The organism is Mesorhizobium sp. KR2-14 (assembly GCF_040049255.1).
Classification (GTDB): Bacteria; Pseudomonadota; Alphaproteobacteria; order Rhizobiales; family Rhizobiaceae; genus Pseudaminobacter.
In genome coordinates this window covers 504,833-528,212 of record NZ_JBDZDR010000001.1, presented here as the reverse complement: position 1 = coordinate 528,212, position 23,380 = coordinate 504,833, and the positions used below count along the sequence as shown (strand labels likewise).

Here is a 23,380-nt window from a genome sequence, read left to right as displayed (position 1 = left end):
GCGCCGGTGTCCGACTTCCTTGTCGCCATAGGGCTTGTCTTCGTCATCGAGGGCCTGATCTATGGCGGCTTCCCCTCGCTTGCGCGGCGGCTGGCCGCGCAGGTTCTGGTGATGCCTGAGAACATGCTGAGAGTGGTGGGGCTTGCGGCAATCGCCGCGGGCGTCGCCCTTGTCTGGCTGGCGCGCGCATAGGACCAGCGGCGCTTCCGCCGGATTTCGCCTGCGGGCGCCTGCGTGGCTGCGGCGGCGGCGCGGAAACCGCCGCCGACCAAGATTGTCTTGCCGAGCCAGTAGGCAAAGCCGCAAACACGCCTTATTTTTCCTCACACATGGCGCTGTCTGAACCGGAGGCTATTTTCCCATGACGTCCAATCCCTTCCTGCCCGTGGTCCGCAAGACCGTATTGGCGGCGACCATGGCCATGCTGACCGCCGGGGTCGCGACGCCGCACCTCGTCACTCCGGCTTTGGCGCAGGAACAGTCACGTCCTCCCGCGCATGGGCCGGCTTCCGTCGCCGACCTGGCCGAAGGCCTGCTGGGCGCGGTGGTGAACATTTCCACGTCGCAGACGGTGAAGGGAAGCGAAGGGCCGGGAGCTGTTCCGATGCCCCAGCTTCCCGAGGGTTCGCCCTTCCAGGACTTCTTCGACGAGTTTTTCAAGAACCGGCAGGGCAAGAAGGAAAGCGGGCCCCAGAAGGTGCAGTCGCTGGGCTCCGGCTTCGTGGTCGATGCCGAGAAGGGCATCATCGTGACCAACAACCACGTGATCGCCGATGCCGACGAGATCGAGGTCAATTTCTCCGACGGCAGCAAGCTGAAGGCGACGCTGGCCGGTACCGATACCAAGACCGACATTGCAGTGCTGAAGGTCGACCCCAAGGCCAAGAAGCTGACCGCGGTGAAGTTCGGCGATTCCAACAAGATGCGGATCGGCGACTGGGTAATGGCCGTGGGCAACCCGTTCGGCCTGGGCGGCACTGTGACCGTGGGCATCGTCTCGGCGCGCAACCGCGACATCAATGCTGGTCCTTATGACGACTTCATCCAGACCGACGCCGCGATCAACCGCGGCAATTCCGGCGGGCCGCTGTTCAACATGGACGGCGAGGTGGTGGGAATCAACACCGCCATCATCTCGCCTTCGGGCGGCTCGATCGGCATCGGCTTCTCCATCCCCTCGGAGCTTGCCGCAGGCGTTGTGCAGCAACTGGCCGAATATGGCGAGACGCGGCGCGGCTGGCTGGGCGTGCGCATCCAGCCGGTGACGGACGAGATCGCCGAAAGCCTCGGCATGAAAGCTGCCAAGGGCGCGCTGGTGGCCGGCGTGATCAAGGGCGGACCGGTGGACGATGGCACCATCCAGCCGGGCGACGTGATCACCAAGTTTGACGGCAAGGACGTGCACGAGATGCGCGACCTGCCGCGCGTCGTGGCCGAAAGCCCGGTGGGCAAGGCGGTGGACGTGGAACTCGTGCGCAAGGGCGCCGAACAGAGCGTAAAGGTGACGCTGGGCCGCCTCGAGGACGGAGAGAAGCTGAGCAAGGAAGAGGTCAAGCAGACCAAGGGCGGGGACGCCGTTGCGACCGCATCCGTGCTGGGAATGACCGTCGGCGACCTGGACGAGGCCGCCCGCGCCCAGTTCGGCATCAATGCCGATGTGGCCGGCGTGGTCATCCGCGAGGTCGATCCGAACTCGCCGGCGGCCGAACGCGGCATCGCTGCGGGCGAGGTGATCACCGAGATCGCTCAGGAATCCGTTGCCACTCCCAAGGATGTGATGGACCGCATCGCCGCGCTGAAGGAGCAGGGCCGCAAGAACGCGCTGCTGATGCTGGCTTCGAAATCGGGCGAGTTGCGCTTTGTCACGGTGCGGATGGATTGATTCCGGAAACCGATCCAAGCCTTTGAAGGAAAACGAAAAGGGGCGGCTAGCGGGCCGCCCCTTTTCTCATTCGCCAGTCCCGAAGGGTCATGCGATAGAGCACGTGCCGCTTCAATTGCGGGTGCGTGTCGGGCACGTTGGGATTGTCGAAATCGGCGGCCGGATCGCGGCGCATGCCCAGACGTTCCATCACCGCGGTGGAACGCGTATTGCCGGCCACGGCAAAGGACATGATCTCTTCCTTGCCGAGTTGGTTGAAGCCGAAGTCCAGCAGGGCGCAAGCGGCCTCGGTGACATAGCCGAAGCCCCAGAATTCCGGCGCGAGCCGCCAGCCGATCTCGATCGAGCCGGGCGGCACGACGGGCTCGATTTCGGCGTCGTGCAGCCCGACGAAGCCGATGCATTCGGCGGTCTCGGCGATTTCGACCGCCGACCAGCCATAGCCTTGGGCGGAGATTTCCGCGGCTATCTCGTCCATTCTGACATCCGCCTGTGCCCGAGTGCGCCGGAAGGGGAAGAACTCCATCACCGTCTCGTCGGAATTGATGCGGTGGAACAGGTCGCGGTCGCGCTCTTCCCAGTTGCGCAACACAAGCCGCTGGGTGCGGATTGGTGTCATGCGGCAAACTCCGTCTGGCTGTATCCTTGAAGGTAAAGAAGGGCGGTGAGATCGGCATGGTCGATGCGCACCCGCGCTTCGGCGGCGACTGCAGGTTTGGCGTGCAGCGCCACGCCGGTGCCGGCAAGATGGATCATGTCGAGATCGTTGGCGCCGTCGCCGACGGCGATGGCATCCGCCGGCGAGAGGCCGAGGCGGGCGGAGATGTCGAGCAGCGCTTCGGCTTTCGCGGCGCGGCCGAGGATTGGCTCCACCACCTCGCCGGTGAGGCGGCCGTCAACCTCGATGAGCCGGTTGGCGCGGTGCTCGTCGAAGCCGAGCTTGGCGCCGATACGCGAGGTGAAGACGTCGAAGCCGCCGGAGACCAGCACCGTATAGGCGCCATGGGCACGCATGGTGGCAACCAGCTGGCGCCCGCCCGAGGCGAGCGTCAGCCGTCCGCTGATGATGCGCTCGATGACGGTGGCGTCGAGCCCCTTGAGAAGGGCGACGCGCTCGCGCAGGGCCGGTTCGAACTCGATCTCGCCATTCATCGAACGCGCGGTGATGGCGGCGACATGCTCCTTGACGCCGATCTCGTCGGCCAGCTCGTCGATGCATTCCTGGTCGATCATGGTGGAGTCCATGTCGGCAAGCAGGATCTTCTTGGCGCGGCCGGCGGCCTCCTGCACTGCAATGTCGATGGGCTCGGAAGCCAGCGCCTCGCGCAAGCGCGCCTGTGCGGCTTCGCAGTCGGCTGCGTCTGGCAGGATCAGGTCGCAGGCGATTTCCTCGGCAAGCCAGCGAAGGGAGCTTGCACCCACGGCCTGCGAGGCCATATTCGCGAGCGAGTGCGAAAGACGGCGCTGGGCCGGGTGCGAAATGAGGGTGGCGACGAGCGGCATGGAAAATTCCGGCAAATGCGAAGGCGGCGAGCGCGTGAAGGACGCGATCCTGATAGCCGGGCCGACGGCCAGCGGCAAGTCGGCGCTGGCTTTGGACCTCGCCCTCGACAAGGGCGGCGTGATCGTCAACGCGGATTCCATGCAGGTCTATTCGGTTCTGGACGTGCTGACAGCGCGCCCCAGCGCCGAGGACCAGGCCCGCGCGCCGCATTTTCTCTACGGGCACGTTTCGCCGGCGACGCTCTATTCCACCGGCGCCTGGCTGCGGGACGTGGGCAAGCTGGTGGCCGAAGGGCGCCTTGAGGGAAAGGTGCCGATTTTCGTCGGCGGCACAGGCCTCTATTTCCGCGCGCTGACGGAGGGGATTTCGAACATGCCCGACATTCCCTCCGCGATCCGCGAGGGCTGGCGTGGCCGCATGGCCGATGAAGGCTCAGTGGCGCTGCATCGCATCCTAGGCGAGCGCGACCCGGAAATGGCTTTGCGCCTGAAGCCGGGCGACAGCCAGCGCATCCTGCGCGCGCTGGAGGTGCTGGACGCTTCCGGCCGCTCCATGCTGGCATGGCAGAGCGAGCGCGGCGGCGCGTTGGTTCACAGGGAGACGGCCCGTTGCATCGTGATCGAGCCCGATCGCGGCGAGCTTGTGCGCCGTATCGATGCGCGCTTCGACCGCATGCTGGAGGCCGGAGCGCTGGAGGAAGTGCGGGCGCTGGCAGCGATGAGGCTTGACCCGGCGCTGCCGGCGATGAAGGCCATCGGCGTGCGAGAGCTGCAGGCCGCGGATGCCGGCGAGATGGCGTTTGCCGAGGCGATCGAGCGCGCCAAGATTGCCACCCGGCAATATGCCAAGCGCCAGTCGACATGGTTCCGAAACCAGTTCGGACCGGAGTGGAAACGCATCCCCGGCGCGGCCGCCATGGCCTGAGCCAAAACCGCGTCGGAAAGTCAAGCGGCGGAAAGTACTCGGCTTTTAGCCGATCGGATTAACCGACCGTAAGGCCCGATATGGCACAACCTGAGTCGACGTGTCGTTCCGGATTCCGGAACGGATATCGCCAGCGGGAGGTCCATGCGTTTCCACCAGTCGGAATCGGCGTTCTTCGTACTGATCACCGTGATCCTTGCGGCTGGCGGCGTGACCTTGCACGCCTATAACGTGCTGCATAACGGGGACGAGACGCTGTTCCACCCCGAGCATATCGAAAGCGTGGCGTATCTTTCACAGCTGCTGTTCCTGACGGCGGTTCTGGTTATCACCGCGCTGTTCTTCGGCGTGTTCTTCATCTACCCGCAGATCCGTACGCAGGTGAAGGAGGGCGGCAAGCTGCGTGCCATGACCGCCTCGCTCAGCGCACGCTCCGAGACCCTGGAGCACGCGGCGCTGACGGACGGCCTGACGGGCATGCAGAACCGGCGCTATTTCGACGAGGCGTTGAAGGAATATCTTTCGGAATTTGGCCGCATCGACAAGCCGGTAGGGCTGATGATCCTGGACCTCGATCATTTCAAGCAGGTCAACGACACGCATGGGCACGACATTGGCGACGAGGTACTGCGCGCAGTGGCCAGATGCCTTCGCGACATGACCCGCTACCACGACGTGGTTGCCCGCCTGGGCGGCGAGGAGTTTGCCGTGGTGGCGCCCGACATGGATGCCGAAAAGCTGGTGAGGTTTGCCGAGCGCATTCGCAAGGCCATCGCTTCCCAGACGATCCTGTCGGGCAATGTCCGGCTGAGAGTCACTGCCAGCGTTGGGCTGGCGGTGTGGGACCGCAAGGAAGCGGCCGAAGAATTCTTCCGGCGCGCCGACAAGCAGCTTTATCACGCCAAGAGAGAAGGCCGGAACCGCGTCTGCGCCTGAGAGGGCAGGGTATCCGGCCGCGAAACCACGAAGCTTTGAGGCGGCGGGTCGTCAGTCCGAACGGGGACGGAGCCCGAAGGTGGTCGGCTTGAGCCCGAAGCTGACATCCAGGTCCTCAGGGACCGGTGCCGGCGCGGCCTTTCTGAAGCCGGGATCGCCGGCCTGGAGCTGGACGTCGACGGTTTCGGCAAAGCCGAGCGCCTGCTGCGGACGCGGCACGTTGCGCAGCCTTTCCACGATCAAGGCAAGATCCACTTCGCCTTCGGCCGCCGCCGCTCCCTCGGTGCGGCGCTTGTGGGCGCCGGGTATGAGGCTCTGCGGCAGGCGCTCGAACTTCAGCCGCATGGTGGTGGCCACGCCTTCGCCAAAGGCGATCGCCTCGCGCTGGCCCATCGACGACAGGAACGACAACGTCGAAGCAGAGGAATCGGCGATGGCTGAGCGGATGATCTGCTGGTCCTGATCGTTGGCGAGCCGCATGGCGAAGATGGTCGAGCATTGCGACAGGATGGTCGGATCGAGCTCGCCCGGCCGCTGGGTGACGATGCCGAGATAGCAGCCATATTTGCGGCCTTCCTTGGCGATGCGCGACAGCGCATGCCGGGTCGGCGCGAAGCCAAGCCGCGTATCGGCCGGCATGTAGCGATGCGCTTCCTCGCAAAGGATCAGCAGCCGCAACTTGCCCTCGCTCCACAGCGCCAGGTCGAAGGCGAGCCGGGCCAGGACGGAGCAGACCGCGTTGACCACTTCGGAAGGCAGCCCGGCCATCTCGAAGCAGGTGATGGGGCGGCCACCATGCGGAATGCGGAAGATGTTGCCGATGGTCTGGTGGATCGTGTCCTCGATCAGCCGCGAATTGAACATGAAGCGATAGCGCGGATCGGCGACGGCCGATTCGATGCGGGTCTTCAGGGCGCGGTAGATGGGGCGGTCGTTCTTGCTCTCCAGCATCCCCATGCGCTCGTCGATCTGTTTGATGAGGTCGGCCATGCGGTAGGGCACGGGCGTATCTGCGGTGAGCGCATCGGCGCCACGGCGCAGGAAGGCGCCGGCTTGGGGGTTGCGATAGAGGTTCTTGGCCTGCGGAATGAGGTCGCGCAGCACGTCGATCTCTTCCGGCACCACCTCGCGCCCGCGAAACAGCACCTCGGCGAATTCTTCCAGCCGGAACAGCCAGAAGGGCAGGTCGAGCGTGCCGGTGTCTATGGTGACGCTGTGGTCGGGCAGAGCCTCGGCGAACTCGTTGTGCGGGTCCATGATGAGAACGCGCAGGTCGGGCCTTGCCTCGATGGTCTTGCGCAACAGCAGCGACACGGCAGTCGACTTGCCGACGCCCGTGGTGCCGACGACGGCGAAGTGGCGCGACAGCGTGTCCTCGACGGCGATGCAGGCGTTGATCGTTTCGTCCTGCGAGAGCTGGCCGATGGTAACGGACTTGCGCCCCGCCAGATCGTAGACTGCCTGCAGGTCGCGCGAGCGGATGCGGTGGGCGACGGCGCCGATATGCGGATAGACGGTGATGCCGCGGTCGAAGACGGGCGCGCCGCCGGCGGGGCCGTCGCGCACCTCGCCGACCAGTTCGACGCTGACTTCGATGGGGTTGCGGCCTTCTTCCCTCCACACGCGATCGGGCCTGCCCACCGCGTAGACCAGGCCGACCGTGCGCGCCTTGCCGAGATTGATAGAGATCATCTTGCCGACGGTCCAGAGGCCGGACAGCGTGCCTTCGTCCGCCTCCGCGAAGGCGGCGATTGTGGCGCGGGCGCCATCGCAATGCACGACATGGCCCAGCACGCGCGCGTCCGGTTGGGCGTCCTCGCGGCGTTCCTGCGAAATGGCTTCTCCGCCGGATTTCTCGCGGTCGATGAACATTGTCGGCTCTGGCCCCCTGGCATTCCCTGCGCGGCATCCTAGCGAATGGCGGTTAAGCGGCGGTGAGGCGAAATGGTGCAGAAAGCACTAATGAAATGGCTTCAACCTTAGCGGGGGAGGGCCGAGGCGGCATTTCCAGCATTCTGTGCCAAAATTGTGCGTTGACACTTGGCCGAATCCCCACCTAATGTCCGCCTCGATGAACAAGTTGGCACTCATTCTCGTAGGCAGGCGCGTGGGCAAGGCGGTGTAACCGCCGGGCAAAGTCCTCCCATGCGCAAACACAGGCTCCCTCGGGGGCCTTTTTTATTGTCAAGAATACCGATACCACGGCAAAGCTGAAGCGGAAGAGACGGAACCAGACTGATGAGCAACGGACAGAACGAAACCGGACGGCGCGAAATGACAGGCGCCGAAATGGTGGTGCAGGCGCTGAAGGACAATGGCGTCAAGCATATCTTCGGATATCCGGGCGGTGCGGTTCTTCCCATCTATGACGAGCTTTTCCAGCAGGAGGATGTCGAGCACATCCTGGTGCGCCACGAGCAGGGCGCCGGCCACGCGGCCGAAGGCTATGCCCGCTCGACCGGCAAGGCCGGCGTGATGCTGGTGACCTCCGGCCCCGGCGCGACCAACGCCGTCACGCCACTGCAGGATGCGCTGATGGATTCGATCCCGCTGGTCTGCATCACCGGCCAGGTGCCGACATCGCTGATCGGCTCGGACGCTTTCCAGGAATGTGACACCGTTGGCATTACGCGCCCATGCACCAAGCACAACTGGCTGGTGAAGGACGTCAACGATCTGGCCCGCACGCTGCATGAAGCCTTCCATGTCGCCACGACCGGCCGGCCGGGCCCGGTGGTTGTCGATATCCCCAAGGACGTGCAGTTCGCCCGCGGCATCTACACGCCGCCGCAGACCGCGCCGCGCACCAGCTATCATCCGCAGGTGCAGGCCGACCTGCAGCGGGTCAAGGACGCGGTGGCGCTGCTGGCCAATGCAAAGCGGCCGATCATCTATTCGGGCGGCGGCGTCATCAATTCCGGCAACGAGGCCAGCCAGCTGCTGCGCGAGCTGGTGGAGCTCTCCGGCTTCCCGATCACCTCGACGCTGATGGGGCTTGGCGCCTATCCGGCATCGGGCAAGAACTGGCTCGGCATGCTGGGCATGCACGGCACTTATGAAGCCAACATGGCCATGCATGATTGCGACGTGATGCTGTGCGTCGGTGCGCGCTTCGACGACCGCATCACCGGCCGCCTCGACGCCTTCTCGCCGGGCTCGAAGAAGATCCACATCGACATCGATCCGTCCTCGATCAACAAGAACGTCCGCGCCGATATTCCCATCATCGGCGACGTCGGCCACGTGCTGGAGGATATGGTGCGGCTGTGGCGGGCGACCGTGAAGGCCGACAAGAAGACGCTCTACCCGTGGTGGGAGCAGATCGCCAAATGGCGCGCGCGTGACTCGCTGGCGTTCAAGATGAACGACGAAGTGATCATGCCGCAATATGCGATCCAGCGCCTCTACGAGCTGACCAAGCATCGCGACACCTACATCACCACCGAGGTGGGCCAGCACCAGATGTGGGCCGCGCAGCACTTCCATTTCGAAAAGCCGCACCATTGGATGACCTCGGGCGGCCTCGGCACGATGGGCTACGGCCTGCCGGCCGCACTGGGCGTGCAGATCGCGCATCCGGACGCGCTGGTGATCGACATCGCCGGCGACGCGTCGGTGCAGATGACCATGCAGGAGATGAGCGCGGCGGTGCAGTATGAGGCGCCGATCAAGATCTTCATCCTAAACAACCAGTACATGGGCATGGTGCGCCAGTGGCAGCAGCTGCTGCACGGCAACCGGCTGTCGCATTCCTACACCGAGGCGATGCCGGACTTCGTCAAGCTGGCCGAGGCCTATGGCGGCCACGGCATCCGCTGCGACAAGCCGGCCGACCTGGACGACGCAATCAAGGAGATGATCTCGGTGAACAAGCCGGTGATCTTCGACTGCCGCGTGGCGAACCTGGCCAACTGCTTCCCGATGATCCCCTCCGGCAAGGCGCACAACGAGATGCTGCTGCCCGACGAAGCCACCGACGAAGCGGTGGCCAACGCCATCGACGCCAAGGGGCGCGCGCTGGTCTAGGCGGAGTTTTCAACAATCGCGCGGCTTCAAAGGCCGCGCGAAAACAACGAATTGAGCGAGACGCTTGAAGACGGGATCCAAATGAACGCACAGCTACAGGCGACCGGCTCCGCCTACTTCATCTCCAAGGAGACGCAGCGGCCGGAAATCCACACGCTATCGGTTCTGGTCGACAACGAGCCGGGCGTGCTGGCCCGCGTGATCGGCCTGTTCTCCGGTCGCGGCTACAACATCGAAAGCCTCACCGTTTCCGAAACCGAACACGAGCGGCACCTTTCGCGAATTACCATCGTAACCCGGGGAACGCCCCACGTGCTGGAACAGATCAAGCATCAGCTTGAGCGCATCGTGCCGGTGCACCGCGTGATCGACCTGACGGTTCGGGCAGCCGAACTGGGCCAGGACCGGCCGCTGGAGCGCGAGCTGGCGCTGGTGAAGGTGGCAGGCACCGGAGACGCGCGCGTCGAGGCGCTGCGGCTGGCCGATGCCTTCCGCGCCAAGGTGATCGACGCCAACACCGAGCACTTCATCTTCGAGATCACCGGCAAGGTGTCGAAGATCGAGCAGTTCATCGCCATCATGAAGCCGCTGGGCCTGGTCGAGATCTGCCGCACCGGCGTGGCGGCGATGAACCGCGGCCCGCAGGGCATGTAATCCAAAACAGCAAGCCGCCCGCGGTCGAGCGACCGGGGCGGTGCGCAAGGCAGACCAGACGGGCAGTGCCCGCCCGGATCAGAAGCCGACGTTTTCGTTGATATAGAAGGTGTTGAGCAGGGTGACGCGCGGTTGCTCGATCGGCGTGTGGATCTTCGGGCGGCCGTGCCAGCTCATCTTCGTCAGCGAATGATAGGCCTTCAGCACCACGAAGGCATAGCCGACATTGGGCAGGAACGGCAGCGTCTTGACCGGTTCCAGCCCGTAGGAGCCGACATGCAGCAGGCCTTTCAGAGAAGCCTGATAGAGGGTCGTGCCAAGCTCCCGCTGGCTCTCGTCGGCGGGGCAGTAGAGCTGCATGGTCACCACCTTCTTGCGCGCATCGGGATGCGGCTTGATCTGGTATCCGTCCTTGTCGCTGTAGAGCACGGGCTTGGCCACCAGCCTGAGGTCGTCCGCGCTGGCGACCTTGTCGCCGCGCGCACGGATTTCAAGGCCCTCGTGAAGCTGTCGGCGGATGGCGTCCTCGATCTCGGGCGAGGTCAGCATGGCGGACACCGCGGCCCACATTTCGCGCAGGCTTTCGTCAACCTTGGCGACATTGTCGCCATAGAGCCGCAGCGCCATGCGCGTGCCGTCGCCCGTGATGGGGTCGTAGCCCTCGGTCGGGATCGACTTGATCAGGTCGGCATAAAAATCCTTCGGAAAGAAGTTGCGGAAGAAGATGTGGGGAAAGGGCAGCGAGAACCGGTCGGACCCCTCGATGCTTGCCACGGCGTGGTCGATGAGTTCGCGGGTGAGGCTGGTGGGCTCGACTTTCGCAACTGCAGACATTTGTCACCTGAATTACATGGAATTTCAGATATCAGATCTTTATCGAAGCCATGCCGGCAGAAGATCTGGTCGATGTCGATAGAAACAGAACGTTCACCCCGAATATATCTGTTTCCCTTCGCCGTTCAATCCTGCGCGCGACGCGCGGATTCGACATCGGAAGGCCGCGCAAACATGCGGCGTTCCGATGCATTCCGGCCGGCGCACCACTCCAGACAGGTCCAATGATGACAGCAGACGCATTCTTCGCCCTCGTGGTTTATGCCCTGGTGACCTCGATCACGCCGGGGCCTAACAACTTCATGCTGCTGGCCTCGGGCGTGAATTTCGGCTTCATGCGCACCATTCCGCACATGCTGGGCATCGGCATGGGTTTCCTTTCGCTGCTGCTCGGCGTGGGGTTTGGGCTCGGCGCGGTGCTGACGGCATTCCCGGCGCTGCATACTGGGTTGAAGATCGCCGGCGGCGCCTATCTGGTCTATCTCGCCTGGCGGATCGCCATGTCGCGCTCGATGGGCAAGGACGGCGACGCCAAGGCGCGGCCGATGACCTTTCTCGAGGCCGCCGCCTTCCAGTGGGTCAACCCGAAGGCATGGGTGATGGCACTGACGGCCATGGCCGTCTACACCAACCCGGAAGCGCCGTTCCTCTCGGTGCTGTCGATTTCCTTCGCGTTTGCGCTGGTCAACCTGCCCAGCGTCTCGTCCTGGGCGGGGTTCGGCATGGCGCTGCGCGGCTTCCTGGCCGACCCAGTGCGGCTGAAATGGTTCAACATCTGCATGGGTCTGCTTTTGGCGGCGACGCTGTGGCCGATGCTGCGGTGATGGCTGGCCCGCTTGCGCGCCGGCCGCACGCGGCATAGCCTGCGGCCATGTCGCACGATCATGACCACGACCACCATCACGACAACGAGCTCGACCCGATGGCCGCGCGGGTGCGGGCGCTCGAGACGATCCTGACGCAGAAGGGGCTGATTGACCCCGCCGCGATCGACGTGATCGTCGACACCTACGAAACCAAGGTCGGCCCGCGCAACGGCGCCCGCGTGGTGGCAAAAGCCTGGAGCGACCCGGAATTCGCCGACTGGCTGAAGCGCGACGCCACCGCGGCTATCGCCTCGCTGGGCTATACCGGCCGCCAGGGCGAGCACATGCAGGCGGTGTTCAACACGCCTGACCAGCACAACATGGTCGTCTGCACCCTGTGCTCCTGTTATCCGTGGACGGTCCTCGGCCTGCCGCCGGTCTGGTACAAGGCGCCGCCCTACCGCTCGCGCGCGGTGATCGATCCGCGCGGCGTGCTGGCCGAATTCGGCGTGACGCTGCCGGCGGAGACAAAAATCCGCGTCTGGGATTCCACCGCCGAGCTACGCTACCTCGTCATTCCAATGCGTCCGGAAGGAACCGAGGGCTGGAGCGAGGAGAAGCTTGCCGATCTAGTGACGCGCGACTCGATGATCGGCACCGGCCTTGCGAGGGCGACCGCATGAACGGCCCGCAGGACCTCGGCGGCCAGATGGGGTTCGGGCCCGTCGCGCCCGAAAAGGACGAGCCCTATTTCCACGCCGAATGGGAAAAGCGCGCGCTGGGCGTGACGCTTTGCGCCGGCGCCATGGGCCACTGGACGCTCGATGAGAGCCGATACACGCGCGAAAGCCTGCACCCGGCCGACTATTATTCCTCCAGCTATTACGAAATCTGGATCAAGGCGCTGGAGACGCTTCTCAAGCGGCACGGCTTTATCACGCAGGATGAACTGCTGGTGGGGCACGCGCTGGGTGGCGACGTGAGGCCGAAGCGCGTGCTGCAGGCAGAAGATGTGCCGGCCACGCTCGCGCGTGGCGGTCCGTGCAACCGTCCTGTCGGTACTCCGGCACGCTTCAAGGCCGGCGATCGTGTGCGCACCAAGAATTTCAACCCTGAAGGCCATACCCGCCTGCCGCGCTATGCGCGTGACAAGGTGGGGGTGATCGATGCCGTGCGCGAGGGTTTTGTGTTCCCCGACACCAACGCCCACGGCCGCGGCGAGCATCCGCAGTGGGTCTATACGGTCGTCTTCGACGGCCGCGAGATCTGGGGCGAAGGGGTCGACCCGACGCTTTCCGTCAGCATCGACGCCTGGGAGAGCTACCTTGAGCCGGCATGAGAAGGGGCGGCCGCTGCCGTCCGGCATGGACGAGCCCGTATTTGCCGAGCCGTGGCAGGCAGAGGCCTTTGCACTGACGGTGGCCCTGCACGAGAAGGGGCTGTTTTCCTGGAACGAGTGGGCGCAGATGCTTTCGGCCGAGGTGAAGGCGCCGGGCGCGGCCCAGGACGGCAGCGACTATTACGACTGCTGGCTGCGCGCGCTGGAAAAGCTGCTGGCCGCCAAGGGCGTTGCACCGCGGCACGATGTCGACGACCTCGCCGCCGCCTGGCAGCGCGCGGCCCATGCCACGCCGCATGGCAAGCCGATCCTGCTGGAAAACGACCCGCAGCGCGCTCGATAGAACACGCCGCTCCCCCGAGCCTCACTCCAGCGGCTTCAGATCGCCCAAGATCGTGGGGATAAGCTCCGACACGGTGGGGTGGATGTGCACCGCCCGCTGCATCGTCGTGTAGGGCGCCTTGGCGTACATGACGTCGAGGATGCAGTGGATGGCTTCGTCGCCACCGGTGCCGAGGATGGCGGCGCCGAGGATCTGGTTGCTCTCGGCGTCGACCAGCACCTTCATGAAGCCCTGCGTTTCGCCCTTCTCGACCGCGCGGGCAACCCGCGTCATCGGCCGCGTGCCGACCAGAACTTGCCGGCCCGACTTGCGGGCTTCGGCCTCGGTCTTTCCGGCACGGCCGAGCGGCGGGTCGGTATAGAGCGCATAGGCGGTGATGCGATCGCTAACGCGGCGCGGCTGATCGTCGAACAGGTTGGCCGCCACGATCTCGAAATCGTTGTAGGCGGTATGGGTGAAGGCACCCTTGCCGTTGCAGTCGCCCAGCGCCCAGATGCCGGGAACGCTGGTGTGCAGCTGGTCGTCCACGGTGATGTAGCCGTGCTTGTCGGTGGCCACGCCGGCATTTTCCAGGCCGAGATCGTCGGTATTGGGGCGACGACCGACCGCCAGCAGCACATGCGAGCCGATGACCTCCGGCTCGCCCTCGGTGCAATCCACGCTTACGGCGACATCCTCGCCATGCGGTGAGAAGCTGATGCATTCGGCATTGCAGCGCACCGCTATTCCTTCGCGTTCGAGGATCTCGCGGACCGCCTCGGAAACATCTTCATCCTCGCGCTGGATGAGGCGCGAGCCCTTCTCCACGACCGTGACTTCGCTGCCGAAGCGCCGGTACATCTGGGCGAATTCGAGCCCGACATAGCTGCCGCCGACGATGACGAGATGGCGCGGCAGGGCGTCGAGTTCCAGGATCGTGCTGTTGGTGAGGTATGGCACCTTGTCGACGCCCGGCATGTCCGGCACGATCGCGCGGCCGCCGACATTGATGAAGATGCGTTCGGAAACTAGGGTTTCGTCGTTGACCCTGACTTCGTCGGGCGAGACGAAGCGGGCATGGCGCTCATAGACGGTGCAGTTTTTCATGCCCTTCAGCCAGCTTTCAACGCCCTCTCGGGACTTGCCCGAAACGGCGTCCTTGCGCGCCTTGACCGCTTTCATGTCCACGCCCACGCTATCGCCGAGCGTCACGCCATATTCTGTGGCGCGGCGCGCCAGCTGCGCGGCATAGGCACTGGCAATGAGGGTCTTGGTGGGAGTGCAGCCGGTGTTGATGCAGGTGCCGCCGAACTGCTTGCGCTCGATGATGGCGACTTTCATTCCAGCGGTCGTGAGCCTGCCGGCAAGCGGCGGCCCCGCCTGGCCGGTGCCGATGATGATGGCGTCGAACTGTGTGCTCATAGTGCCTCCCGGACGATGAGATAGGCTCCGACGATCGCGACCGCGTCCTCCAGCAGTGCGATCGGCAGATCGCGTCCGCCGGTGGCGGCAACGAGCCGCTTGCGGGCCCCGTATCCGCCGAGCGTGCCGATCACCGCGCCAATCGCACCGACGATCAGCCCGCCAATCCATGGACCGCTGGCGGCACCGATGACCGCGCCGCACAGCGCACCGCTGAAGACGCGGGCGGCGAATTGCTGCGGCACGGTGCGCGCGGGCGTGCTTGGAAACTGGTCCGTGACGAGCTCCACGACCGCAAGAAGGGTGAAGATGTAGGGCGTGTAGCGGTAGCCCATGAAAGCCGCCCAGCTGTTTTCAACCGGCAACCAACCGAGCAAGGCGGCCCAGCTTACGGCGGCCGGGGCTGTGAGCGCCCGCAAGCCGGCAATGATGCCGATGAGGAGCGCGAAAACATAGATCGACATGCTCACTCTCCGCGCGGCCTACGTCAAGCCGCCGGTGCCTGGCGCCCGTGAGGCGGGCATTCACCGGCGACAGCCCATTAGCTTCGGCCCGCGGCGTCTTGTCTTGTCAGGTAAACCCGCAGCTGAGAAATGGGTAAATCTTGTTCTTCTTGTGTTCTCAATTTATATAAGATAGAGTTCTAGGTATATAAGTCATCGGTGGTTGCATATAAGATGGTGATACATGTGAAAGACGAGGAGACGGATATGCTGGTCCGGCGGCTGGCTCGTTCGCGCGGGATCGGTATCACCGAAGCAATCAAGGAGGCGGCTCGGGAAGCCCTCGCCGCAGACGCGGCCGAGGAGCAGCAACTACGCAATGCTCCCTTGCGGGAGCGGCTTCGACCGCTGTTGGACAGACTGGACAGGCTGCCACGCTCGCAAGTGGCCACGGACAAGAAGTTCTTTGACGATCTTTGGGAGGGGGACTGATGGCCGAGAACAGTTCGTTGTATGTCGAGACCTCGGCAATCGTGGCTGTTCTGAAAAATGAGCCTGAGCGCGAGAACTTCATTGAAAGGATCGCACAGAGCGAGGGCTGCATCACATCGCCCATATCGGCCTTCGAAGCGTCGATTGCACTTTCGGAGCTCACCGGCAGCTGTTCGTCGGCCATGAGCGAAGTGCTTCGCTTCCTTCAGCTTGCCAAAGTTGCAATCCATGAGATTGGCGAGGAGATGCTGCCGGAACTTGCATTGGCGCGGGATCGCTTCGGCAAGGGCTCCGGCCATCCGGCGCGCCTGAACATGGGCGACTGCTTTTCCTACGCGATGGCCAAGCAGGCCGGGGTGCCTTTGCTCTACAAAGGTGACGATTTCGCCGCTACCGATCTGGCCTGACTGGCCGCAAGGCTCAAATGGCTTGCCCTTCGGGCGCGAATCCTGTCTGTCGAGGCCATGGAATTCTCTCCGCAACAAGACGATGCGCTGCAGGCGGTGGCGCGGTGGCTGAAAGGCGGCGGCACGCCGGTGTTCCGGCTGTTCGGCTATGCCGGCACGGGCAAGACCACGCTGGCGCGCTATTTCGCCGAGCATGTCGACGGACAGGTGCAGTTCGCCGCCTTCACCGGCAAGGCCGCGCAGGTGCTGCGCTCCAAGGGCGCGGTGAACGCCCGCACCATCCATTCGCTCATCTATCGCCCGCGCGGCGAGGAGGCGGTGGAGGACGAGACCACCGGCAAGACCTCGATGTCGCCGACCTTCTCGCTCAACCGCCAGAGCCCGATCGCCAAGGCCAAGCTGGTGGTGATCGACGAGTGCTCGATGGTGGACGAGGAACTCGGCCGCGATCTGTTGAGCTTCGGCACGCCGATCCTGGTGCTGGGCGACCCCGGCCAGTTGCCGCCGATCTCGGGCGGCGGCTTCTTCACCGAGCACGAGCCGGATTTCCTGCTGACCGAAATCCACCGCCAGGCGCGCGACAATCCAATCATCCGCCTGGCCCTTGATGTTCGCGAGGGGCGCGAGTTCATGCACGGCGACTATGGCACCGCGCAAGTCATCGGCCGGGATCAGGTGAACCAGGATCTGGTGCTGTCGGCCGATCAGGTGCTGGTGGGCACGAACCGCACGCGCCGCCGCTATAATACGCGCCTGCGCGAGCTGAAGGGTTTTACGGCAAGCTACCCACAGGCCGGCGACAAGCTGGTGTGCCTGCGCAACGATCCGGCCAAGGGCCTGCTCAACGGCTCGCTTTGGAAGGTCATGACTTCTTCGCGCGAGACGGTGAAGCCCGGCATCAACCTGCTGGTTTCGCCGGAAGAGGACGATCCGGACCGGGGCGTGGCCAAGATCAAGCTGCTGAAAGCTGCGTTCGAAAACCCGGACGAGGACATTCCCTGGCAGCAGAAGAAACGCTTCGACGATTTCGACTATGGCTACGCGATGACCGTGCACAAGTCGCAGGGTTCGCAGTGGAACAATGTTGTCCTGTTCGACGAAAGCTTTGCCTTCAAGGACACCCGCCAGCGCTGGCTCTACACGGCCATCACCCGCGCCGCCGAGCGGTTGACGGTGGTGCGCTAGGCCTCGGCGCCCAGCGCCCGCGCTGTCTGGAGCGGCTGGCGTTGATGCCGCTCTCTGGGGTTCGATCCGAGTGCGGCGGACGTGTTGACCGTCCGCCGACCCCGGCTGCTAGTCCACAATCTCGAACAGCACGGCCGTGGCGTCGTCGCTCATCTTGAAGCGGGGGTATTTCAGGCCATCAGGGTCCTCGACGCGCTCGATGCGGCGCAGTTCGTCGAGAAGGCTCGAAAGGCCGCCTTCGCGGGCGGCGCAGACGAGCTCGCAGGCGTCGTAGCGCTGATACTGGTCAACGAGCGCGGCGAAGCCGTCGGTGCACAGGAGGCCGGTGGCGGGCAGGGCGCAATGCAGTGCCTCGCTTGCCAGGTGCTCGCCGGCTTCCGGTTCAACCCCCAGCGTCCAGATGCCGGATGCGGGGCTGTTGTAGGCAGCGCGGTGCCGTCGCAGTTCGTCGCGCACCATCGGCTCTTCGGCCAGCGCCTGGAAGGCGGAAAAGCCGCCGGCATGGGCAAGCGCCAGCCGTGCCCCTTCGCGCTCCGCGGCTGCCGCTTCCTTCAGCGCCGTGGTTTCGAAGGTGAAGCCATCGCCGCCGAGCAAGAACAGTCGGCAGTCGCCGAGGCCGTGGGTGACAACGGTGTCGTCCTCGATCCGCACCATCTGGAAGCCCGCCACCGGCAGGTTCCATGGCTCGAGGGGCAGGGCGTGCGCGGCCTCGTGCACGACATTGGCTGCACGCTCGTTGAATTCGCGCACGATTTCGGCCATGGCCCGGCCGGGCCGCACCATCTGCTCGAAGGCGCTTTGCGCGAATTGTGCCAGCCAGGCGGCGTCCGAGCCGTTCAGGCCGACGATGTTCTTGCCGCCAAGCCCGGTCGCCCCGTCAATGACGAAGGCGCAGCTTGCGTTGCCGCCGCCGGCGTCCTCATTGGGGCGCGAGGCGGAACCGGCGTCGGAAATCGAATCGATAATGCGAATATTTGGCATGATGCGGGGATTTGACCTGCGGCAGTGTCGGCAATGTGACGCTAGCCTGCCGTTCCGCCGGTGGCTATGCCGCCTTCACGGGATGCGCGTCGATCCACGCCCAGGCTTCATTTTCTTCGGCGGTGGCGAAATGGCGGAGTTCCACCGGAAGCGGAGCCGAGAACAAGCCGCTGGCGTAGGTGGTCCAGTCGGGCTCGCCCACGGCCGCGCAGCGCCGTATGTGCTGCAGCGCATGGCGGCGGCCTTCCCGGCGGGTAATCTTGGAGACGTTTTCCCAGTCGACGCCGTCGTAATTGATAATGCGGATGAGCAGATCGATCCGCTCGTGCAGAATGTAGGCGCCTTCCAACAGGCCGTAGAGATTTTCGATGTCGGCCGCCGAGACATGTCCCACCAGCTCGAATGCATAGGCATCCGCGCGGTTGGTGTCGATGCGACGCACTGCAGGGACATCGTCGAGCAGGCCCATTTCGCCTCCTTTCACCAGAGATGGGATTGGAACACACAAAGTCGCTGTCCGTTCCCGCCGGACGCGCTATAGATCGAGCAGTCGAGGATGAGGTCCCAGGAATGCCGGCAAAACTTTCCGTCAACTTGAACGCCGTCGCCATGCTGCGCAATCGTCGCGATCTGCCCTGGCCGAGTGTAACCGGTCTGGGCCGGGTGGCGCTTGCCGCCGGCGCGCACGGGCTGACGGTGCATCCGCGCCCCGACCAGCGCCATACCCGCTTTTCCGACCTGCCGGAACTGCGCGCGCTGATCGACGACGAGTTCCCGCAAGCCGAGTTCAACATCGAGGGCTATCCCAACGAAGAGTTCCTGCGGCTGGTGGAAGAGCATCAGCCCGACCAGGTGACTCTGGTGCCGGACGATCCGGCGCAGGCCACCTCCGACCATGGCTGGAACTTCGTCGAGCACCAGGCGTTCTTGTCGCAAACTGTAAAGAGGCTGAAGAAGAGCGGGTTTCGAGTGTCGCTGTTTTCCGACCCGGATCCTTCGCAGGTGTCGGCAGCGCGGGACACGGGGACGGACCGGATTGAACTCTATACCGGGCCTTACGGCAGTTGCCATTCCGATCCGGAGAGGGCAGCCAGGGAACTGGAAAAGCTTGGCGAAACGGCGGACGCCGCGCTCGCGGTCGGGCTGGCGGTCAACGCCGGCCACGATCTGGTGGTGGCCAACCTTCCGGCGCTGGTAAAGCGTGTGCCCGGCCTAGCCGAAGTGTCCATCGGACATGGCCTCACGGCCGATGCGCTCGAATACGGAATGGCCGAGACGACGCGGCGCTTCCTGAAGGCATGCGGATGGTGAACACGGGCGGCAGAATGCCGCCTGTTGCCATTGTCGCCGGACAGGAGTAGAGCACCCGCCGCTTTACCGGAGTGTCAGGCATGGCCCATACCAATCTTGGTCATGAGGCGGAACAGGTGGCGTCGGCGAGTGTCGTCGCCTCCCAAAACACCAAACTGCTGATGATCGGCGCCCTGGGCGTCGTATACGGGGATATCGGCACGAGCCCGATCTACGCGTTTCGCGAAGCGCTTGTCGCCTCGTCGAGCGGCGGAGCCGTCGCCTCGGAAGAATCCGTACTCGGCGTGCTGTCGCTGATCATCTGGGCGCTGACCATCATCGTCACGATCAAATATGTGATCTTCGTGCTCAGGGCCGACAACCATGGCGAGGGCGGCACGCTTTCGCTGATGGCGCTGGCGCGGGCGAGCTTCGGCAAGCGTTCGGGGCTCATCCTGGCGGCCGGAATATGCGGGGCGGCGCTGTTTTTCGGCGACTCCCTGATCACGCCGGCGATTTCTGTTCTGTCGGCCGTCGAAGGCATCGAGGTCATCACGCCGACATTCGATCCCTATGTGGTGCCGATGACGCTGCTGATCCTGGCGGTGCTGTTTGCCGTGCAGCGCTTCGGCACCGGCCGGGTGGCGTCCGTGTTCGGGCCGATCATGCTGCTCTGGTTCCTGTTCATAGGCTATTCGGGGCTGAGGCACATTGCCGACGAGCCTGCCATCCTGGCGGCGCTGAACCCGGCTTACATTCCCTACCTGCTTTCGGATTCGCCCGGCGTCGCCTTCGTCACCATAGGAGCGATCTTCCTTGCCGTGACCGGTGCGGAAGCGCTCTATGCCGACCTTGGCCATTTCGGCCGGCGACCGATCATAGCGGCGTGGCTTGCCGTGGTGTTCCCCTGCCTGTTGCTGAATTATTTCGGGCAGGGCGCCTATGTGCTGGCCAACACCGGCAAGATCGGCCACCCGTTCTTCGAGATGACGGAAGGCTGGGCGCTGGTGCCGATGGTGGCGCTGGCGACTGTCGCCACAGTGATTGCCAGCCAGGCGGTGATATCCGGCGCCTTTTCGCTGACCCGTCAGGCGGTGCAATTGAACCTGCTGCCGCGCTTCACCATTCTGCATACGTCGGAAACGCAGTCCGGCCAGATCTATATGCCGCGGGTCAACTTCCTGCTGGCAATGGGGGTGATGCTGCTGGTGCTTGGCTTCGAGCAATCCAGCAACCTGGCCTCAGCCTATGGTATCTCGGTGACCGGCAACATGCTGGTGACGACGACGCTGCTGTTCGTCGTGATGCGGCGCATCTGGAAATGGCCGCTGGGCGTGGTGATTGGCCTTACACTGGTGTTCGGCCTGATCGATCTTGGTTTCTTCGCCTCCAACGTGGTCAAGGTCAGGGAAGGCGGCTGGGTCTCGCTGGTGGTCGCCAGCGTGGTCATACTGGTGATGTGGACCTGGGTGCGCGGCAGCCATCTGCTGTTTGAAAAGACACGGAAAAACGAGGTGCCGCTCGATTTCCTGGCGGATAATATGGCCAAGCACCCGCCGCAGATCGTGCCCGGAACTGCGGTGTTCCTGACCAGCGACCCGCACAGCGCGCCCACCGCAATGATGCACAGCCTCAAGCACTACAAGGTGCTGCACGAGAACAATGTCATCCTGTCGGTGGTTACCGCTCAGGCACCCTACGTACCGCCGAGCGCACGGGTGAAGATGGAAAGGATCAACGACCTGTTCATGCGCGTGTCGTTGACCTTCGGCTATATGGAGCAACCCAACATACCCAAGGCCCTGGCCATCTGCCGCAAGATGGGCTGGAAGTTCGACATCATGGAAACCTCGTTCTTCCTGTCGAGGCGCTCGCTGAAGGCTTCGCCAAGTTCGGGCATGCCGCTATGGCAAGATCGGCTTTTCATCAAGCTGGCGCGCTCGGCTTCCGACGCGACCGAGTATTTCCAGATTCCCACCGGGCGTGTGGTGGAAATCGGAACGCAGGTGGCGGTGTAGGCGCCTTCGGCGCAGCCCGCCGGCTGGCCGCCGCGCCGGCCGGCCGACGCGTCTCCTCGAGCCCGCGTGGTTGAGGCCCCCGCGCGCGAATAGCTGATGATGCCCGGGAAATGCGCTTGCCAAGACCGCGGCGTTTGGCCATAACTACCGAACCGTAACGTACGGTACGGTTCCTGAGTGGAAGAGCGGATCAGGTTGCAGACGGGCCTCGACATCAATGGCGGCGAAGAGCTGACGGAGCGTCAGATGGACGTTCTGAACGCGGTTCTGCGCCTCTTGGTGGAGGAGGGCGACCGGCTGACGATGACCGCTGTCGCCCGCCGGGCCAGTTGTTCGAAGGAAACGCTGTACAAATGGTTCGGCGATCGCGACGGGCTGCTGACCGCCACGGTGCAGTGGCAGGCTTCCAAGGTGCGCGTCGCCCCCGTCGATCGGGCCAGGCTGGACATGGCCTCCCTGACGGCAAGCCTTGAGCGCTTCGCCTCGGACTGGCTGCATGTGATTTCCAGCGACACCTCGATTGCGCTGAACCGCGTGGCGATCGCCCATGCGGGCGAGGAGAAACGCAATCTCGGCGCCATTGTGCTCGAGAATGGGCGCTTGGCCATGGGCCGCCGCCTGAAGCCGGTGCTGCTGGCCGGCCGCGAGGCAGGGCTGCTTGCCTTCGGGGACGATGAGCAGGCCTTCAGGACCTTTTTCGGGCTCGTCGCCCGGGATGTGCAGATCCGGTTGCTGCTTGGCGACCGGGTGAAACCGACTGACGCGGAGATCGGCCGGGATGCGGCCGAGGCGACGCGGCAGTTTCTCGCTCTTTACGGAGCACAAACCGGGGCGGCCACAGCCGGCCTCTGAAACACCCCATGGGAAGGAAGACCGCAATGCGCGTTTATTACGATCGTGACGCCGATCTCAATCTGATCAAGGGCAAGAAGGTCGCCATCATCGGCTATGGCAGCCAGGGCCGTGCGCACGCCCTGAACCTGAAGGATTCGGGCGCCAAGGAAATCGCCATCGGCCTCAAGGCCGGTTCGGCGACCGCCAAGAAGGTCGAGGCCGATGGCCTGAAGGTCATGACGGTTGCCGAGGCTGCCAAGTGGGCCGACCTGATGATGATGGCGACGCCCGACGAGCTGCAGGCCGACATCTACAAGGACGAGATTGCCCCGAACATCCGCGACGGTGCTGCGATCGCCTTCGCCCACGGCCTCAACGTGCATTTCGGCCTGATCGAGCCGAAGGCGACCGTCGACGTCGTCATGGTCGCGCCGAAGGGCCCGGGTCACACCGTGCGCGGCGAATACCAGAAGGGCGGCGGCGTGCCGTGCCTGGTGGCCGTGCATCAGGACGCCTCGGGCAACGCTCTCGACCTCGCGCTCTCCTACGCCTGCGGCGTGGGCGGCGGCCGTTCGGGCATCATCGAGACCAACTTCCGCGAGGAGTGCGAGACCGATCTGTTCGGTGAGCAGGTGGTTCTGTGCGGCGGCCTGGTCGAGCTCATCCGCGCCGGCTTCGAGACGCTGGTGGAAGCCGGCTACGCGCCGGAAATGGCCTATTTCGAGTGCCTGCACGAAGTGAAGCTGATCGTCGACCTCATCTACGAGGGCGGCATCGCCAACATGAACTACTCGATCTCCAACACCGCCGAGTGGGGTGAGTACGTTTCCGGCCCGCGCATCATCACCGCCGAGACCAAGGCCGAGATGAAGCGTGTGCTGAAGGACATTCAGTCCGGCAAGTTCACTTCCGAGTGGATGCAGGAATACCGTTCGGGCGCGGCCCGCTTCAAGGCCACCCGCCGCCTCAACGACGAGCATCCGATCGAGCAGGTTGGCGAAAAGCTGCGCGGCATGATGCCGTGGATCTCGAAGAACAAGCTGGTCGACAAGGCCAAGAACTAAGCCGGTTGCTGCGGCGC

25 protein-coding genes are annotated in these 23,380 nt (G+C 64.3%); 17 read left to right on the top strand and 8 right to left on the bottom strand.

Annotation, left to right across the window (positions count from 1 at the left end; all coding sequences use genetic code 11):
• Positions 1 to 6: 6 nt before the first annotated feature.
• Entirely contained in the window at positions 7 to 192 is a 186-nt protein-coding gene (locus ABLE86_RS02480; RefSeq protein WP_348777323.1) for a DUF2065 family protein, read from the top strand.
• Positions 193 to 361: 169 nt separating this feature from the next.
• Entirely contained in the window at positions 362 to 1,882 is a 1,521-nt protein-coding gene (locus tag ABLE86_RS02475; protein ID WP_348777322.1) for a DegQ family serine endoprotease, read from the top strand.
• A 46-nt stretch (positions 1,883 to 1,928) separates the two neighbouring features.
• Here the strand turns inward: ABLE86_RS02475 and ABLE86_RS02470 are convergent, their stop codons facing one another.
• Positions 1,929 to 2,501 (bottom strand): GNAT family N-acetyltransferase, encoded by a 573-nt coding sequence (locus ABLE86_RS02470; RefSeq protein WP_348777321.1) that lies wholly within the window; start codon positions 2,499 to 2,501, stop codon positions 1,929 to 1,931.
• Positions 2,498 to 3,385: a phosphoserine phosphatase SerB gene (gene serB, locus ABLE86_RS02465; RefSeq protein WP_348777320.1), complete on the bottom strand. Its 888-nt coding sequence runs from the start codon at positions 3,383 to 3,385 to the stop codon at positions 2,498 to 2,500. The genes ABLE86_RS02470 and serB overlap by 4 nt, the downstream gene beginning before the upstream one ends.
• Here serB and miaA point away from each other — a divergent pair.
• Together miaA and ABLE86_RS02455 are read left to right on the top strand one after the other, a co-directional pair.
• On the top strand, positions 3,384 to 4,310 hold the full coding sequence (gene miaA / locus ABLE86_RS02460; RefSeq protein WP_348777319.1) for a tRNA (adenosine(37)-N6)-dimethylallyltransferase MiaA: 927 nt from the start codon (positions 3,384 to 3,386) through the stop codon (positions 4,308 to 4,310). The two genes, serB and miaA, sit on opposite strands and share 2 nt — an antisense overlap.
• 144 nt (positions 4,311 to 4,454) lie before the next feature.
• Positions 4,455 to 5,246: a GGDEF domain-containing protein gene (locus ABLE86_RS02455; protein ID WP_348777318.1), complete on the top strand. Its 792-nt coding sequence runs from the start codon at positions 4,455 to 4,457 to the stop codon at positions 5,244 to 5,246.
• 51 nt (positions 5,247 to 5,297) lie between these two features.
• Here the strand turns inward: ABLE86_RS02455 and ABLE86_RS02450 are convergent, their stop codons facing one another.
• A complete protein-coding gene (locus ABLE86_RS02450; RefSeq protein ID WP_348777317.1) occupies positions 5,298 to 7,118 on the bottom strand; it encodes an ATP-binding protein in 1,821 nt (606 codons plus the stop codon).
• 366 nt (positions 7,119 to 7,484) lie between these two features.
• On the opposite strand from ABLE86_RS02450, the gene ABLE86_RS02445 reads away from it, so the two are divergent.
• Positions 7,485 to 9,272: an acetolactate synthase 3 large subunit gene (locus tag ABLE86_RS02445; RefSeq protein WP_348777316.1), complete on the top strand. Its 1,788-nt coding sequence runs from the start codon at positions 7,485 to 7,487 to the stop codon at positions 9,270 to 9,272.
• 81 nt (positions 9,273 to 9,353) lie between these two features.
• Entirely contained in the window at positions 9,354 to 9,926 is a 573-nt protein-coding gene (gene ilvN, locus ABLE86_RS02440; protein WP_348777315.1) for an acetolactate synthase small subunit, read from the top strand.
• Positions 9,927 to 10,004: 78 nt separating this feature from the next.
• On the opposite strand, the gene ABLE86_RS02435 is transcribed toward ilvN, so the two are convergent.
• Entirely contained in the window at positions 10,005 to 10,760 is a 756-nt protein-coding gene (locus ABLE86_RS02435) for a hypothetical protein (RefSeq protein ID WP_348777314.1), read from the bottom strand.
• Positions 10,761 to 10,987: 227 nt separating this feature from the next.
• Here ABLE86_RS02435 and ABLE86_RS02430 point away from each other — a divergent pair, with 227 nt between their 5' ends.
• Genes ABLE86_RS02430 through ABLE86_RS02415 form a run of 4 tightly spaced genes read left to right on the top strand, consistent with a single transcriptional unit; the run spans position 10,988 to position 13,248 of the window.
• The gene (locus ABLE86_RS02430; protein WP_348777728.1) at positions 10,988 to 11,584 is read left to right on the top strand and encodes a LysE family translocator; all 597 of its coding nucleotides are present in this window, start codon (positions 10,988 to 10,990) and stop codon (positions 11,582 to 11,584) included.
• A gap of 47 nt (positions 11,585 to 11,631) precedes the next feature.
• Entirely contained in the window at positions 11,632 to 12,249 is a 618-nt protein-coding gene (gene nthA / locus ABLE86_RS02425) for a nitrile hydratase subunit alpha (protein WP_348777313.1), read from the top strand.
• The gene (nthB, locus tag ABLE86_RS02420) at positions 12,246 to 12,905 is read left to right on the top strand and encodes a nitrile hydratase subunit beta (protein WP_348777312.1); all 660 of its coding nucleotides are present in this window, start codon (positions 12,246 to 12,248) and stop codon (positions 12,903 to 12,905) included. Before nthA ends, nthB begins: the two co-directional genes overlap by 4 nt.
• Positions 12,892 to 13,248, top strand: a complete 357-nt coding sequence (locus tag ABLE86_RS02415) for a nitrile hydratase accessory protein (RefSeq protein WP_348777311.1) — start codon at positions 12,892 to 12,894, stop codon at positions 13,246 to 13,248. The genes nthB and ABLE86_RS02415 overlap by 14 nt, the downstream gene beginning before the upstream one ends.
• A gap of 21 nt (positions 13,249 to 13,269) precedes the next feature.
• Here ABLE86_RS02415 and ABLE86_RS02410 read toward each other — a convergent pair whose 3' ends face one another.
• Positions 13,270 to 14,649, bottom strand: a complete 1,380-nt coding sequence (locus tag ABLE86_RS02410) for an FAD-containing oxidoreductase (RefSeq protein ID WP_348777310.1) — start codon at positions 14,647 to 14,649, stop codon at positions 13,270 to 13,272.
• A complete protein-coding gene (locus ABLE86_RS02405) occupies positions 14,646 to 15,113 on the bottom strand; it encodes a DUF4126 family protein (protein WP_348777309.1) in 468 nt (155 codons plus the stop codon). Before ABLE86_RS02405 ends, ABLE86_RS02410 begins: the two co-directional genes overlap by 4 nt.
• A 225-nt stretch (positions 15,114 to 15,338) precedes the next feature.
• Here ABLE86_RS02405 and ABLE86_RS02400 point away from each other — a divergent pair, with 225 nt between their 5' ends.
• The 3 genes from ABLE86_RS02400 to ABLE86_RS02390 are packed head-to-tail and all read left to right on the top strand — an operon-like array spanning position 15,339 to position 17,176.
• Positions 15,339 to 15,584: a type II toxin-antitoxin system VapB family antitoxin gene (locus tag ABLE86_RS02400; protein ID WP_348777308.1), complete on the top strand. Its 246-nt coding sequence runs from the start codon at positions 15,339 to 15,341 to the stop codon at positions 15,582 to 15,584.
• Positions 15,584 to 15,991, top strand: a complete 408-nt coding sequence (locus tag ABLE86_RS02395) for a type II toxin-antitoxin system VapC family toxin (RefSeq protein ID WP_348777307.1) — start codon at positions 15,584 to 15,586, stop codon at positions 15,989 to 15,991. The genes ABLE86_RS02400 and ABLE86_RS02395 overlap by 1 nt, the downstream gene beginning before the upstream one ends.
• Positions 15,992 to 16,048: 57 nt before the next feature.
• A complete protein-coding gene (locus ABLE86_RS02390) occupies positions 16,049 to 17,176 on the top strand; it encodes an ATP-dependent RecD-like DNA helicase (protein ID WP_348777306.1) in 1,128 nt (375 codons plus the stop codon).
• A gap of 108 nt (positions 17,177 to 17,284) precedes the next feature.
• On the opposite strand, the gene ABLE86_RS02385 is transcribed toward ABLE86_RS02390, so the two are convergent.
• Both ABLE86_RS02385 and ABLE86_RS02380 read right to left on the bottom strand, forming a co-directional pair.
• Positions 17,285 to 18,157: a hypothetical protein gene (locus tag ABLE86_RS02385; RefSeq protein WP_348777305.1), complete on the bottom strand. Its 873-nt coding sequence runs from the start codon at positions 18,155 to 18,157 to the stop codon at positions 17,285 to 17,287.
• 64 nt (positions 18,158 to 18,221) lie between these two features.
• Positions 18,222 to 18,626: an STAS/SEC14 domain-containing protein gene (locus tag ABLE86_RS02380; protein WP_348777304.1), complete on the bottom strand. Its 405-nt coding sequence runs from the start codon at positions 18,624 to 18,626 to the stop codon at positions 18,222 to 18,224.
• A 101-nt stretch (positions 18,627 to 18,727) separates the two neighbouring features.
• Here ABLE86_RS02380 and ABLE86_RS02375 point away from each other — a divergent pair, with 101 nt between their 5' ends.
• From ABLE86_RS02375 to ilvC, 4 genes are all read left to right on the top strand, one after another.
• The gene (locus ABLE86_RS02375; RefSeq protein ID WP_348777303.1) at positions 18,728 to 19,468 is read left to right on the top strand and encodes a pyridoxine 5'-phosphate synthase; all 741 of its coding nucleotides are present in this window, start codon (positions 18,728 to 18,730) and stop codon (positions 19,466 to 19,468) included.
• 80 nt (positions 19,469 to 19,548) lie between these two features.
• Positions 19,549 to 21,465 (top strand): potassium transporter Kup, encoded by a 1,917-nt coding sequence (locus ABLE86_RS02370; protein ID WP_348777302.1) that lies wholly within the window; start codon positions 19,549 to 19,551, stop codon positions 21,463 to 21,465.
• Positions 21,466 to 21,711: 246 nt separating this feature from the next.
• The gene (locus tag ABLE86_RS02365) at positions 21,712 to 22,317 is read left to right on the top strand and encodes a TetR/AcrR family transcriptional regulator C-terminal domain-containing protein (protein WP_348777727.1); all 606 of its coding nucleotides are present in this window, start codon (positions 21,712 to 21,714) and stop codon (positions 22,315 to 22,317) included.
• 26 nt (positions 22,318 to 22,343) lie between these two features.
• Positions 22,344 to 23,363 carry a ketol-acid reductoisomerase gene (ilvC, locus tag ABLE86_RS02360; RefSeq protein WP_348777301.1) on the top strand — a complete coding sequence of 340 codons (1,020 nt, stop codon included), beginning with the start codon at positions 22,344 to 22,346 and terminating at the stop codon, positions 23,361 to 23,363.
• Positions 23,364 to 23,380: the final 17 nt, after the last annotated feature.

Excerpts from the sequence above, each read along its gene's own strand:
- ABLE86_RS02475 (WP_348777322.1), top strand. The coding sequence starts at position 362 with ATGACGTCCAATCCCTTCCTGCCCGTGGTCCGCAAGACCGTATTGGCG.
- ABLE86_RS02470 (WP_348777321.1), bottom strand. The coding sequence starts at position 2,501 with ATGACACCAATCCGCACCCAGCGGCTTGTGTTGCGCAACTGGGAAGAG.
- miaA (WP_348777319.1), top strand. The coding sequence starts at position 3,384 with ATGGAAAATTCCGGCAAATGCGAAGGCGGCGAGCGCGTGAAGGACGCG.
- serB (WP_348777320.1), bottom strand. The coding sequence starts at position 3,385 with ATGCCGCTCGTCGCCACCCTCATTTCGCACCCGGCCCAGCGCCGTCTT.
- ABLE86_RS02455 (WP_348777318.1), top strand. The coding sequence starts at position 4,455 with ATGCGTTTCCACCAGTCGGAATCGGCGTTCTTCGTACTGATCACCGTG.
- ABLE86_RS02450 (WP_348777317.1), bottom strand. The coding sequence starts at position 7,118 with ATGTTCATCGACCGCGAGAAATCCGGCGGAGAAGCCATTTCGCAGGAA.
- ABLE86_RS02445 (WP_348777316.1), top strand. The coding sequence starts at position 7,485 with ATGAGCAACGGACAGAACGAAACCGGACGGCGCGAAATGACAGGCGCC.
- ilvN (WP_348777315.1), top strand. The coding sequence starts at position 9,354 with ATGAACGCACAGCTACAGGCGACCGGCTCCGCCTACTTCATCTCCAAG.
- ABLE86_RS02435 (WP_348777314.1), bottom strand. The coding sequence starts at position 10,760 with ATGTCTGCAGTTGCGAAAGTCGAGCCCACCAGCCTCACCCGCGAACTC.
- ABLE86_RS02430 (WP_348777728.1), top strand. The coding sequence starts at position 10,988 with ATGACAGCAGACGCATTCTTCGCCCTCGTGGTTTATGCCCTGGTGACC.
- nthA (WP_348777313.1), top strand. The coding sequence starts at position 11,632 with ATGTCGCACGATCATGACCACGACCACCATCACGACAACGAGCTCGAC.
- nthB (WP_348777312.1), top strand. The coding sequence starts at position 12,246 with ATGAACGGCCCGCAGGACCTCGGCGGCCAGATGGGGTTCGGGCCCGTC.
- ABLE86_RS02410 (WP_348777310.1), bottom strand. The coding sequence starts at position 14,649 with ATGAGCACACAGTTCGACGCCATCATCATCGGCACCGGCCAGGCGGGG.
- ABLE86_RS02405 (WP_348777309.1), bottom strand. The coding sequence starts at position 15,113 with ATGTCGATCTATGTTTTCGCGCTCCTCATCGGCATCATTGCCGGCTTG.
- ABLE86_RS02395 (WP_348777307.1), top strand. The coding sequence starts at position 15,584 with ATGGCCGAGAACAGTTCGTTGTATGTCGAGACCTCGGCAATCGTGGCT.
- ABLE86_RS02390 (WP_348777306.1), top strand. The coding sequence starts at position 16,049 with ATGGAATTCTCTCCGCAACAAGACGATGCGCTGCAGGCGGTGGCGCGG.
- ABLE86_RS02385 (WP_348777305.1), bottom strand. The coding sequence starts at position 18,157 with ATGCCAAATATTCGCATTATCGATTCGATTTCCGACGCCGGTTCCGCC.
- ABLE86_RS02380 (WP_348777304.1), bottom strand. The coding sequence starts at position 18,626 with ATGGGCCTGCTCGACGATGTCCCTGCAGTGCGTCGCATCGACACCAAC.
- ABLE86_RS02375 (WP_348777303.1), top strand. The coding sequence starts at position 18,728 with ATGCCGGCAAAACTTTCCGTCAACTTGAACGCCGTCGCCATGCTGCGC.
- ABLE86_RS02370 (WP_348777302.1), top strand. The coding sequence starts at position 19,549 with ATGGCCCATACCAATCTTGGTCATGAGGCGGAACAGGTGGCGTCGGCG.
- ABLE86_RS02365 (WP_348777727.1), top strand. The coding sequence starts at position 21,712 with ATGGACGTTCTGAACGCGGTTCTGCGCCTCTTGGTGGAGGAGGGCGAC.
- ilvC (WP_348777301.1), top strand. The coding sequence starts at position 22,344 with ATGCGCGTTTATTACGATCGTGACGCCGATCTCAATCTGATCAAGGGC.